The 12,597-nt window shown below is 67.6% G+C and carries 11 protein-coding genes; 4 read left to right on the plus strand and 7 right to left on the minus strand.

The annotated features are described in order from the left end of the window. Positions 1-24: 24 nt before the first annotated feature. Genes WC815_00720 through WC815_00730 form a run of 3 tightly spaced genes read right to left on the minus strand, consistent with a single transcriptional unit; the run spans position 25 to position 2,507 of the window. Complete coding sequence (locus WC815_00720; protein MFA5907278.1) at positions 25-573, minus strand: chemotaxis protein CheW; 549 nt, start codon at positions 571-573, stop codon at positions 25-27. Then, the gene (locus WC815_00725) at positions 570-2,036 is read right to left on the minus strand and encodes a CheR family methyltransferase (protein ID MFA5907279.1); all 1,467 of its coding nucleotides are present in this window, start codon (positions 2,034-2,036) and stop codon (positions 570-572) included. The genes WC815_00720 and WC815_00725 overlap by 4 nt, the downstream gene beginning before the upstream one ends. Positions 2,037-2,039: 3 nt before the next feature. Further along, a complete protein-coding gene (locus tag WC815_00730) occupies positions 2,040-2,507 on the minus strand; it encodes a chemotaxis protein CheW (GenBank protein ID MFA5907280.1) in 468 nt (155 codons plus the stop codon). A gap of 198 nt (positions 2,508-2,705) precedes the next feature. Between WC815_00730 and WC815_00735 the strand changes: the two genes are divergently transcribed. From WC815_00735 to WC815_00750, 4 genes are all read left to right on the plus strand, one after another. After that, positions 2,706-3,962, plus strand: coding sequence for a GGDEF domain-containing protein (locus tag WC815_00735; protein ID MFA5907281.1), 1,257 nt, complete (start codon positions 2,706-2,708; stop codon positions 3,960-3,962). A gap of 4 nt (positions 3,963-3,966) precedes the next feature. After that, a complete protein-coding gene (locus WC815_00740; protein MFA5907282.1) occupies positions 3,967-5,202 on the plus strand; it encodes a response regulator in 1,236 nt (411 codons plus the stop codon). 107 nt (positions 5,203-5,309) lie between these two features. Beyond that, positions 5,310-6,260 (plus strand): HD domain-containing phosphohydrolase, encoded by a 951-nt coding sequence (locus WC815_00745; GenBank protein MFA5907283.1) that lies wholly within the window; start codon positions 5,310-5,312, stop codon positions 6,258-6,260. Beyond that, the gene (locus tag WC815_00750; protein ID MFA5907284.1) at positions 6,257-6,520 is read left to right on the plus strand and encodes a hypothetical protein; all 264 of its coding nucleotides are present in this window, start codon (positions 6,257-6,259) and stop codon (positions 6,518-6,520) included. Before WC815_00745 ends, WC815_00750 begins: the two co-directional genes overlap by 4 nt. Positions 6,521-6,561: 41 nt before the next feature. On the opposite strand, the gene WC815_00755 is transcribed toward WC815_00750, so the two are convergent. From WC815_00755 to WC815_00770, 4 genes are all read right to left on the minus strand, one after another. Continuing rightward, positions 6,562-8,379, minus strand: coding sequence for an ATP-binding protein (locus tag WC815_00755; GenBank protein MFA5907285.1), 1,818 nt, complete (start codon positions 8,377-8,379; stop codon positions 6,562-6,564). Further along, a complete protein-coding gene (locus WC815_00760; protein ID MFA5907286.1) occupies positions 8,379-9,503 on the minus strand; it encodes an FIST N-terminal domain-containing protein in 1,125 nt (374 codons plus the stop codon). The genes WC815_00755 and WC815_00760 overlap by 1 nt, the downstream gene beginning before the upstream one ends. A 69-nt stretch (positions 9,504-9,572) precedes the next feature. Beyond that, the gene (gene ppk1, locus WC815_00765; protein MFA5907287.1) at positions 9,573-11,741 is read right to left on the minus strand and encodes a polyphosphate kinase 1; all 2,169 of its coding nucleotides are present in this window, start codon (positions 11,739-11,741) and stop codon (positions 9,573-9,575) included. A 47-nt stretch (positions 11,742-11,788) separates the two neighbouring features. Then, entirely contained in the window at positions 11,789-12,535 is a 747-nt protein-coding gene (locus tag WC815_00770; protein ID MFA5907288.1) for a sulfite exporter TauE/SafE family protein, read from the minus strand. Between the last annotated feature and the right edge of the window lie 62 nt (positions 12,536-12,597).

Genomic DNA, 12,597 nt, shown 5'->3' on the forward strand with positions numbered 1-12,597 from the left:
GCGGTCTCCCTCGCAGGTTGTCGATCAGATGTCCACGGTGTCGCGTACGACGATCTTCGGGTCGGCCAGGATGCGGGCCAGATCGAGGACCACCAGTCCGTCGGCCGTCACACCCTTCAGGTAGTCACTGCGGATTCCGGTGAGGGTGGGGAGGGAAGACTGCAGGCTGTCGACTGGAATTGATCGTACGCCCACGATCTCGTCGGCCAGGAGGCCGAGCTCGAGTCCGTGGCCGCGGACGATGATGATGCGGTGCAGGTCGCTCAGTCCCTTCTGGGGTAGTTCGAAGAACTGCTTGATGTCGAAGACAGGCAGGATCTGCCCCCGCACATTGACAATCCCGACAACGAACGCCGGCGTGCACGGCAGAGGCGTCAGGTGCTTCAACGGATACACCTCACGTACGTGCGGCGTCTCGACGGCGTAGCGTTCTTGGGCAAGGCGGAACTCCAGCACGTCGAGCAACGACTCCGCGACTGGAGGCGTCTCCAGTGGGCGGGCCAACGCGTGTGCGCGCGCGCGAAGGATCTGCGCCGCATCAGACATGACGGGCGGGCGGGTCTCGGGCGTCATAGCATGTGCTCCAGAGCCGTGATGGTGTCGGTGAGGCGGCCGACCGTCAGGCCGTCCGATTCCGGCAACAGCGTGTCCGGTTGTTCGCGCGCCAGGAGCCGCAGCGCCGTACTGAAATACCTGCGGGCCTCGTCAGGCTTGCCGCTGCCGCGTGCGAGGTTGCCCAACGCGAAGTGCGCCAGCACGAAGTCTGGGTCCAGATAGAGGACGCGCTCGAGCGATCGTCGAGCCTCATCCTTCGGGCCCTGCTCGAGCAGCACCGCCGCCCGCACGTAGTGCGCGGCCGCGTCCACCTTGTCGGCGGCGATCCAGCGATCGCACCACACGACCGCCTCCGCTAATCGGCCCTGATTGGCGAGCGCGCGCGCGAGCAAGGAACACGCCGCCAGATCGGGGGAGCGCCCCGCCGCCCACGCCATCAACGTGTCGGCCGCCTCATCGTAGCGGCCCTGTTGATACAGCGAACTGGCCAGCGCATGCGGCGGAGGACTCGGCTTCACCTGAGGCGGATCCGCCGGTAGTGGAGCCGGCGGTGCCGCCAGAACCGAGGCCGTGGGAATCTCGGGCACCCCAACGCGTCCCGCGCCTGGGGCCACGACGGCATTCCGTTGGTAGAGGATCACGCCCGGGAAGTTCTGAATGGCGAACTGAGGAAAGAGGGCGTGGGACGCCTCACTCGGACTGACCACGAGCCAGCCGCCGTCAACCAGCGCGTGGTGCAGGCCGTCAATCGCCTTGCGGACCTGTGCCGGTCCGAAGTACATGAGGACGTTGCGGCAGAGGATGAGGTCCATGGCGTTGGTATCGGTTGCCAGCGATGGATAAACCCCCTCCGCGAGGTTCAGGTACCCAAAGGTAACGAGCCTCTTGATCTCCGGCAGGATGGTGTGCGGCCCGCCTCCGGACTGGCGGAAGTAGCGCGCCTTCGTACTGGCGGGCGTGTTGCGGAACGACCACTCGCCGTAGGCACCGGCGGCGGCCTTTCGGAGAAAATGCGGATTGATGTCGGTGGCCAGGATCGAGACGTGCCAGTCCGGGAGATCGGGCAGCAGCTGATGGATCAGAATCGCCAGCGAATAGGGTTCCTCGCCCGTGCAACATGCCGCGCTCCAGATCCGCAGCCGCCGCTCGCGGCCTCGCCGCGCGCGGATCAAGTCGGGGAGCACGCGACTCGAGAGGACATCAAACAGGGCGTCGTCCCTGAAAAAATAGGTCTCACCAACCGTCAGGTGGCTGGCGAGCACCTGAAGCTGCGCCTTGGTTGGGGGCGCCGATAACAGCCACCTGGCGCACTCAGAGAGATCTGTGAATCCGAATTCCGCCGCTGCGGCGGCCAGGCCGCGTTGCAGATCCGCGAGCCGCTCGGGCGGGAAGTGCAGCCCCAGGTGCCTGCCGATGAACTCGCTCCAGCGTGTCCACTGGGGACCTGATGGACCGTTCGGCGAGCAAGAGGTCGGCATCATCCGCTAGGCCCCCTTGAAGCCGTCAATGGCATCGTCCAAGGTGCGCGCCTCGTCCAGTGACAAAAACTGGTCGAGGTCGTGGATCAGGACCAGGCCATCGTCCAAGCGAACCACGCCGGGGAAGGCATCGAGGCCCGGAGCGACCTGCGATGAGGGGATGACCTCGGTCTGTGGACGTTCCACCAGGCCATCCGACTGATCGACCACGAGGACCACCGTGCGGCGCTCGGTGTGTGCAACCAAGAACCAGTCAGTCGGGACCACCTCGCGCTCCGGCAACAGGAACCGCCGCCGAACATTGAGGACTGGGAGCACCCGGCCGTGCACGTTGATCGCGCCGAGAACGATTGCCGGAGCATGGGGTAGCGGCGTCACTTCAACGGACTGCACCACACGTTCAATCGCCGCGAGCGGTAAGGCGTAGCGCTGCTGATCCAGGCAAAACGAGATGAGCTGTGCGGTGTCACCCATGCTGCCAACCTTGCCGTACCGTTGCCGCCGTTTGTTGCGGTTTGGCTCTCAACACCCATCGGAGCATTTGCACGATGAGGGGCGCACTGTGCGAGTCGCTACAATACACGAATTCAGGCCTTGGCGCAGAGGGTGCTCACCCTTGAACAGAAGGGCGTAGACTGGGCCGGTTACGCGCTTTTCAGGCCCAAGACCCCTATGCGCCTCATCACCAGAAACGACGCGTCGCTTGTCGTGGGCCTCATTGCCGGCACCGTTGTGATTTTTCAACGGCCGCTCCGCTTTGTCTGGGAGGCGGCGTGGGACGTGCAGGAGCGCTACCACGTCGACCTGCTCCCGGCGCTGGCGATTTTCGCGGGGGTCTTTGTCTTCCACGAGGCCCGCAAGCGGCAGCAGGCGAAGGCTGAGGCGCTCGCTGCCGCCGCGGAGGCAGCCCAGGCCCGGATGCGCTCGGCGGAACTCGAGCGGCTGATGACCTTCAGCCAAGCGCTCGCCAACGCGCTGGAACCCACGACGCTCCAGCAGGCCTTGTGGCGGCACCTGCCCGCATTTGCGGGCGAGCGCGAGTTCTGGGTCCTGGCGCGACGACCCGATCGCTGGGAGGCGCTGCTGCAGGAGGCGGGCGTCACCCGCAGAAAATCGTTGGAAGAGCTCGAAGCGATTGCGGATCGCGCGGTGTCGCCGGAGACCCTCTCGGCGGCCCGGCTCGCGGGCATCGTCGAGGGGGACGTCCTCTGTTTTCCGATGGTCGCCGGCGTGGCCGTTGGCGTCCTCGGGATCCACGACGGCGCCACGATCACCGGCGATCAACGGAAGGCGCTCGGGGTCGCCACCGGACTGATCGCGATTGCAGTGAGAAACGTGCAGTTGTTTCTGGAGACCAAGGAATTCAGCCTGCGCGACAGCCTCACGAACTGTTTCAGCCGCGGCCATGGCCTCGAAACGCTGGCTCGGGAAATGGACCGGGCGCGCCGTTCCCGACAGCCACTGTCGATCCTGATGTTCGACATCGACCATTTCAAGACGATCAACGACGAGCTGGGGCACCTGCGCGGCGACGATTTGCTGCGCGCCGTCGGCGCGCAGCTCACGCGCGTGCTGCGGAGCACGGACGTGCGATGCCGGTACGGCGGCGACGAGTTCCTAATCATTCTTCCCGACACGCCGTTGATCGGAGCGCAGCAGGCCGCCGAATCGGTGCGGCGGATGATGGCGACCCTCGCGATGGTCGCGGGCGGCAAGACCATTCCGGTCACGGTGAGCATCGGCGTCGCCGAGGCCGGGCCCGCGGAAACCGGGATCACCGCGTTGATCGGGCGGGCCGACGACGCGTTGTATCAGGCCAAGCGGGGGGGACGAAATCGATGCAGCGCCGCCGGCGCCCCCGAGGTGCCGGTCGCCCCGCCCGACCCTCCCGCCATCGGACCGCCAGCGGCCGGCTTCGGAGAGCCGTGAGTGCATGTTGACCGCTTCAGTCGCAATCGCCTTACTCGGTGCCGTCGCGTTCATCGCGATCGCCGCGGCGTGCGTGGCGACACTCCGGGCTCGCGCCGCACGGGCCGCGCTCCGCGCCGGCGACCGGGATCACGGCGAGAGGGACGCGCTGGCCAGGACCATGGACGCCGACAGCCGGCTGGCCGGTGACGTCGCGCACGACCTCAACGATTTGTTGACGGCGATCACCGGACGCGCCGAGCTGTTGATCGCGAACCTGGACCCGTCCGGCACGAGCATCCAGGACGCCCACGAGATTCGACGCGCCGCCTTGAGTGCCGCGCGTCTCACCAGGCCGCTGCGCACCTTGAGTGGCGGCCACCGCGCGCCGGCCGACGTGATCGACGTCAACGCCGTGGCCGCTCGTACGACGAGAGCCCTCCAGCAGATGCTCGGTCCGAACATCGAGGTCACGCTGGCGCTCGACCACGACATCACGCGGGTCAAGATCGCGGCGTATCACCTGGAAGAGATCGTGCTCAAGCTCGGCATTCGTGCGCGTGACGCCATGCCGCACGGCGGTCGTCTGACCGTGGCCACCGCCATGCACACGTCCGGCACCCGGGACGCGGCGAGCGGGGCGCCAGCCGAGTACGTCCGGATGGTCATCACCGACACCAGCGGCGGAATGTCCGCGGCGGCGCGGGCTAGGCTGTTCGAGCCGTTCTTCGTCAGTGAGGATGCCGCTGGAAACGCGATCGATCTCGCCAACGTGGACGCGATCGTCACACAGGCGGGTGGGCGGATCCAGGTCAACTCGGCGGCCGGCGTCGGCACCACGTTCACGATCGACTTGCCGGCCACGTCGGAACCGGCCGCGCTGCCCGACCCGGCCCGGACTGGGACGCGGCTGGCGGCGCCCGTGCTGGTCGTCGAGGACGAGCCGGGCATGCGCGAACTCATCAAGGCCGTCCTGATGCGAAGCGGCCACGAGGTCGTGACCGTCGCCGGCCCGCACGCCGCGCTCGCCGTGCTGAACCGTCAACCGGCGATCGCGCTCATGCTCGTGGATGTCGTCATGCCCGAGATGGACGGCTACGACCTGATGGCCGAAGCGCGGAAGATCTCGCCCGGCGTCCGCGCCGTGTTCATCTCGGCGTTCGCGCCCGATCCGACGCGGCTCCCGCGCGGCGACGGCTTCCTCGCGAAGCCGTTTACCAGCGAGTCGCTCACCGACATCGTCGAAAGAGCCTCGCATTGAGCTGCGGTCACGGACGCCGCGGCGGCGCGGACGGGCTTGACGGATGGACCGAACCCGTAGTCAAGTGCCAGCGGAGTTCAGCTGTCCGAGGTCTGGAGTGACCGCCGATGGGTCTCGTGCTCGTTGTTGACGATATCGAAGGGAATACCCGGTTGCTGTCGTCTTTGCTGACGGCGGATGGTCACTCCGTGCGTACGGCCGCCGGTGGAGCCGAGGCGGTCCGCATGGTGCTCGACGACCATCCAGACCTCGTGCTCATGGACGTGATGATGCCCGAGGTCGACGGCTTCGAGGCGTGCCGCCAGATCAAGCGACAGGCGGCGACGCGGCTGACGCCCGTGGTCCTGGTCACGTCGCTCAACGACATGGATAGTCGCATCCGGGGAATCGATGCGGGCGCCGACGATTTTCTGAGCAAGCCCTTCAACCGGCATGAGCTCCTGGCGCGGGTCCGCTCGTTGCTCCGCCTCAAGCGCTACACCGACGATCTGGACACGGCCGATGCCGTCATCGTCAGCCTCGCGCTGACCATCGAAGCCCGTGACAGCAACACGGAGGGGCACTGCCAACGCCTCGGCGCGTACGCCGTCTCGCTGGGGCGGATACTGGGGCTCGACGAGGACGACAGTGCCGCGCTGGAGCGCGGGGGCTACTTGCACGATGTTGGCAAGGTTGGCATTCCCGATGCGGTACTGCTAAAGCCCGGGCCGCTCACGCCCGATGAATTCCAGATAATGAAGCAGCACACGCTGATCGGTGATCGACTCTGTGGCGAACTGCGCTCGCTGCGAAAGGTGCGGCCGATCGTTCGATCCCACCACGAACGTCTGGACGGCACTGGCTATCCGGATGGCTTGCGCGGGGATGCGATTCCACTGCTGGCGCACGTGATGGGCATCGTCGACGTGTTCGACGCGCTCACGACCGCGCGCCCCTACAGGGCCGCCTTGCCGCGGGCGCAGGCCGCTCAAGAACTGAGGGCGGAGGTCGCCTGCGGCTGGCGGCGCGCTGACCTGGTCGGCACGTTTCTCAGCCTCGTCGAAGGGGATTTGCCATGATGCCGGACGACGAAAAGCACCGTCACGACTTCAAGAATCAGCTCGGCATCATCCTGGGATTTGCCGACGTGTTGCTGACGGACATATCGCCGGACGATGCGCGGCGCGCTGATGTCGAAGAGATTCAGAAGGCGGCGAGCGCGGCGCTTGCGCTGCTTGCCTTGGTGTTCCCCGAGCTCCCCGTCGCGGAGCGTGAAGGTGACGCGACCCAGGGCCGGTCCTCACATGGGCAATCAGGAATAGGACGTGACCGAGGTTGACAGCCCGCGGCGGCCGCGAGGCGCCTCGTTCGCGCTGACGCTCAGGCTGTTTCGCTGGCAATAGCCGAGGCCACCGCCTTGAGCAGCGCGTCGGGCGAGAACGGCTTGAGCAGCACCGGCGCGCCCTGATCGCCCAGGGCCTCGCTCTGGTCCACGTAGCCGGTCACGAACAGCATCGGCAGGCCGGGCCGCACCTTCCGCAGGCGCTTGGCCAGTTCGATGCCGCCCATCCGCGGCATGACGACGTCGGTGACCACCATCACGATGCTCTGCCCGTGCACGGTGAACAGGTCGAGCGCCTGCTGGCCGTCAGACGCCTCAATGGTCTGGTAGCCGGCCGTCCGCAGGACCGTGGCCCCCAGCCGCCGCAGCGCCCGCTCGTCCTCGGCAATCAGGATGGTGCCGCTGCCGGTCTTCGCCGCCGTCAGGGTGCGCGGCGTCGGCGGCGGGACGGTGGTGTCGTCGGTGCGGGGCAGCAGGAGCGAGAAGGCGCTGCCGTCACCGGGCGCGCTGGCCACCGAGATGGCGCCGCCGCTCTGGCGCACGAAGCCGTAAACCATCGACAGGCCGAGGCCGGTGCCCGCCCCCTTGGGCTTGGTCGTGAAGAAGGGCTCGAAGATGCGGCCCTGCACGTCGGCCGGGATGCCGACGCCGGTGTCGCGCACCAGCAGCTCCACGAACAACCCGGGCGAGATGTCGAGTAACCGCGCCTGGTTCGCGGTGATTTCGCGGTTGGCCGTCTCGATCGAGAGGCGGCCGCCTTCGGGCATGGCGTCGCGGGCGTTGAGCGCGAGGTTGACCAGCACCTGCTCCAGCTGCGCGGCGTCGGCGCGGACCGACCACAGGTCCGTCGCCAGGTGCAGGTCGATGGCGATGTGCTCGCCGATCAGCCGGTTGAGCATGCGGCTCATGTCCATCACCCGCTGGTTGAGCCCGACGATCTCCGGCGACAGGATCTGGCGGCGGCTGAACGCCAGCAGCTGGCCGGTGAGCGTGGCGGCGCGCTCGGCGGCGTTGAAGATCTCCTCGACGTCGGTGCGCAGCGGCGATCCGGCCAGCGACGTCATCAGCAATTCGGAATAGCCGCGGATGGCGGTCAGCAGGTTGTTGAAGTCGTGCGCGATGCCGCCCGACAGGCGGCCGATCGCCTCCATCTTCTGCGCGTGGCGCAGTTGTTCCTCGAGCTGGCTGCGGGCCGACTCGGCGGCCTGGCGGTCGGCCATCTCGCGGCGCAGTTCGTCGTTGACACGGGCCAGCGCGGCGGTGCGCTCGTCAACGCGGCGCTCGAGATCCCGGTGCACCTCGTGCAGGGCCAGCTGGCTGGCGCGCAACTGCTTCTCCGCGTAGTAGCGCTCGGTGACGTCGCGCAGGATCAGCATGACCTGCGCCTGTTCCATCGGCAGCAGGCGCGCCTCGTAGAGCCGCGGCGTCGGCGTGTCGGCGCCGAGCTCCAGCTCCAGGTTCACCGGGGCGTGGTCCCGGGCGATGCGGGCGAGGGCGTTGGCGACCGGCCCGCGGGCCGCGGCGTCCAGCACATCGGCAATGGCGCGCCCGGTCACCCAGCCGCGCGTCGGCTCCGCGTGCGCCGGGCCCTTCACGTCCAGGATCACGCCCTGCTTGTCGAGCCGGAGAATCTGGTCGGGAAACGCGCCGACCAGCGCCCGCAGCTCGGCGTTGGCCTGCAGCAATTCCTGCGAGCTCAACTCGAGCGATCGCTCGAGCATGGCGCGATCGTTGTCGAACTCCCGGTAGGCCTGGTCCACCGCCTCGAGCATCGGCGTGAGCTCGGCGGGAACCGGTGCTTCCGGAAAGAAGCGCTTCAACTGGCGGCGCAGCAGACTGTGGAAATCGCCCATCATCAGCGTTCAGACAGGGTGGTGACCGTCATCGTCTGGTTGTGGAGCTCGCACCGGGCCTTGGGCGTGAATGGCGAGATCTCGCCGTAGGAATAGAACCCCGCGATGGTGGCGGCCGGCCCGACGATGTCGCGGACGCCCTCGACTTCTTCTTCCACGCGCTGCCGCAGTACCATGCGCCGGCCCACGCAACTGATCAGGAGCGCGAGATCCGCCGGCGTGCCCAGCGCCTCGGCGCTGATGCGCCCGGCGCCGACCGCGCCGTCGATCAGGCGGTCGACGTTGGCCTTCATCAGCCGGACGTAGCCGCCGACCGGGACGTCGCCGGCAAAGGTGAGGCTCTGGTCGGCCTCATGCACCGACAGAATCGTGCGCACCACCGGGGCGCTGACCTCGCGCGTGCGCAACGACAACGGGAAGAGCAGGCCCGAGGCCGGCAGGTCAGACGCATGATCGCCGAGGTAGCGCTTGTAGAGTGCCAGGGCGGATTGCCCGTCCAGCTCGTAGAGCACGTTGCCCGCGGACTTGGTGATTTGACGTTCCGGCCCGAACGGATCCCATCCGCCGAGGGAGCCGTAGCCGACTTTCAGGCGCGATCCGTACAGCCCGACGGCCGCCACGGTGTTGGTCACGGCCCGGCCGCCGCACAGCACCACCGTTTCCTGGAACTGTTCGCCGTCGGCCGAGAGGCCGCCGGTCACCGACACGCCGGGCGGGAGTCGCTCACCCAATCCCCGCACCAGGGCTTCACCGTTGATGTCGAGTCCTTCGGAGATCACGAGCACGTGCACGAGACCCGGGCCGGCGAGCGTCGCCGCCAGGGCGGCGCCGGCGGCGGCGCTGTCGATGGCCGTAACCGGCGCGGTGGCCAGGCGGACCTCGGTGTACTCGAACTGGATGGCGGTGGCGACCACGCCGGCGTCGAAGACGTCGGTCCCGCTGATCTGCCCGGCCGTCGAGCAGCCGATGATCGCGGCGGCGGGCCATCGCGCCGCCAGATCGGATCCCAGCCGCGGGCTGCCGATGCTGGCGCGGTCCCCGAACACGAGAACCAGCTGGGCGGCCGGCAGGGCGGGGGACTCGTGCCACCCCTGCGTGTCGTCCCAGCGATCCTGATGCACCTTCACAGCGAATACCCTAGCGCAAATGTCCGGAAGGTGAACAGCGTCACGGCGCGGCAACGAGGGAACACCCGGCTAGGATTCATGTTGCGCCGCGTACCACTCCAGCAGGAACCGCTGGGAATTGAAGGGCGGGACGCCTTCGGGCGGCGTGGCGCGCACGTAGGCGCCGTCGGTCTGCAGCGTCCACGCCCGGTCGGTGTCGCTCAACAGCACTTCGAGCACCGTGTCGCGCAGCAACTGCTTGAGGCCGGGATCGGTGACGGGGCAGAGCACCTCGACGCGCCGGTCCAGGTTGCGTTCCATCAGGTCGGCGCTGCCGATGTAGACCTCGGGCGCGCCGCCGTTCTCGAAATAGTAGATGCGCGAATGCTCGAGGAACTGGCCGACGATCGATCGGACGCGGATGTGATCGCTGATGCCGGGGATGCCCGGCCGCAGGCAGCACAAGCCGCGCACGATCATGTCGATGGTGACGCCGGCCTGCGAGGCGCGGTAGAGCGTCTTGATCATGCCCTGGTCGGCCACCGCGTTGTTCTTCAGGATCATGCGGGCCGGCCGTCCGGCCTTGGCGTGTTCCATCTCGCGCTCGACCAGCGCCCGGAACCCTTGCCGCAGCCCGACCGGGGCCACCAGCAAGGCGTTGTACGACCGCTTGTTCGAATAACCGGTCAGCGAGTTGAACACCTCGGTGACGTCGTCGAGGATGCCCTCGTCGGCGGTGAACAGGCCGAGGTCGGTGTAGACCTGCGAGGTGACGCGGTTGTAGTTGCCGGTGGCGACGTGGGCATAGCGGTGAATGCCGTCCGCTTCATGGCGCACGACCAGGCACAGCTTGCAGTGCACCTTCAGGTTCATCAGGCCGTAGACGACGTGGATGCCGGCGGCTTCCAGGCGGGTCGCCCACGCGATGTTGTTCCGTTCGTCGAAGCGCGCCTTCAACTCCACCAGCACCGCGACCTGCTTGCCCTGTTCGGCGGCCTCGATCAGCAGGTCCACCAGTGGCGAGTTGGCGCCGATGCGATACAGCGTGATCTTGATCGCGATCACCTGCGGGTCTTCCACCGCCGCCCGCAGGAAGGTCTCGACCGACGTGAACGAGTCGAACGGATGGTGGAGCAGGAAGTCCTGGTCGGCGATCTGTTCGAAGACCTTGTCGGTTTCGTCGGGCGCCCACAGCGTGCGCGGCGTGATCGCCGGGTATTTCAGGGCCGGGCGGTGCAGCTTGACCAGCGAGTGCCAGTCGCCGAAGCCGAGGCGATCGGTGGCCCGCGCCACCACGTCTTCCTCGATCTCGAAGTTCTCGATCAGGATGCTCAACACCCGCTTGGGCGTGTCGGCCTCGACGTGCAGCAGCGACAGCGCGCCGTGGCGCAACTGCTTGAGGCCGCGGTCCACGGTCTCGAGCAGGTCGTCGGCCTCGTCTTCCTGGATGACCATGTCGGTGTCGCGGATGATCCGGAACAGGTGCGTGCCCTCGACCTGGGTGCCGGGGAACAGCGTCTGGATGTTCCGGCGGATGACGTCTTCCAGGAACACGTGCGCCATCCCGGGCTGCGGCGACAGGTGCTCCGGCAGGGCGATGAAGCGCGACAGCATCCCCGGGACCTTGACGCGCGCGAACTTGGTGCGGCCGGCGTGGCGGACACGGACGGCGAGGTTCATGCTCAGGTTCGAGATGTACGGGAACGGATGCCCGGGGTCGAACGCCAGCGGGGTCAGGACCGGGAAGATGTGCTCCTTGAAGTACTGCGCCAGCCACGCCTCGATCGCCGGCGTGTAGTCAGCCGGATCGAGAAAGTGGATGCCCTCGGCGGCGAGCAGCGGGCGGATCGACTGCGACCAGCACGCGATCTGCGCGTCGATCTGCGCCAGCGCGTGCCCGCGAATCGTCGCCAGCTCGAGGTCCGTCGTCATGCCGTCGATCGAGACCTCCTCGATGCCGGCGCGGAACTTCTTCAGGATGGTGGCGACCCGCACCATGAAGAACTCGTCGAGGTTGGTGCCGGAAATGGCGAGGAACTTCACCCGCTCGAGCAGCGGATGCGAGGTGTCCTGGGCCTGCGCGAGCACGCGCTGGTTGAACGCCAGCCAGCTCAGCTCACGGTTGATGTAGAGCGCGGGCGAGGTGAGGTCATTCGGGTCGAGCTTGGACCAGTCGCGCTGCGGCGTGGTGACCGCGGGCGCGCTCTCGGCGGTACGGCGCTTGCGCGGGCGTCTGGTCACGGCAGTCGTGGTGGGCATGAGTCATTCTACCGCCGAGCGCATCGGGTGAGCCGAAGTGGGAAGGTCTATTGGAACCAGAGCAGGATGGCGAACAGGACGACCGTCACGGTGACGACCTGCTGGAGCCAGGCGTGCCCTCGAAGCACGGCCAGGCGCACGCCGATTATGGCGCCCACCCAGTTGCCGGCGCCCAACGCCAACCCGCGCGGCCAGTCCACCTGGCCGGCGCCGGCGAAGACGGCCAGCGAGAGCAGCGTCAGCAGCATCACGCTGAGCAGCTTCACCGCGTTGCCGCGTACGAGGTCCATGCCGGCGGCCGAGGTAATCGCCAGCACCAGAAAGCCGACGCCCGCCTGGATGAACCCGCCGTAGAGGCCGACCACGAAGAAGCCGGCGATCACGAACCAGTGGGTGGGCGGCTTGAGTTCCGCCTGCGCGATCGGCTGGCGCCGTTGGTTCACGAGCGACCACACGGTGACGGCGACCATCGCCACCGACAGGATCCGGCGGAAGGCGAAGTCGGGCACGTTGAGCGCGGCCCACACGCCGATCGCCGCGCCGGCCAGGGCGGGCACGCTGGCCTTGAGTGCCCACGGCCAGTCCACGGCGCCGTGGCGATGGAACCCGAGAATGCCGCCGAGGTTCTGGGACAGCACGCCGACGCGGTTGGTGCCGTTGGCGAGCGAAGCGGGCAGCCCAAAGAACAGCAGGGCAGGGAGGGTCAGGAACGACCCGCCGCCAGCCACGACATTGAGGGCGCCCGACACCACCCCGACGGTGGCCAGCGCGATCAGTTCAAGCCAGAAAGGCACGTTTGATAATCGTACACGCTGTCATGCGCGGTCCGCCGCCTAAATGTGTAGAATCCACGTTC

The sequence above is a fragment of the Vicinamibacterales bacterium genome (genome assembly GCA_041659285.1).
In the GTDB taxonomy this organism is placed as follows: Bacteria; Acidobacteriota; Vicinamibacteria; order Vicinamibacterales; family UBA2999; genus 12-FULL-67-14b.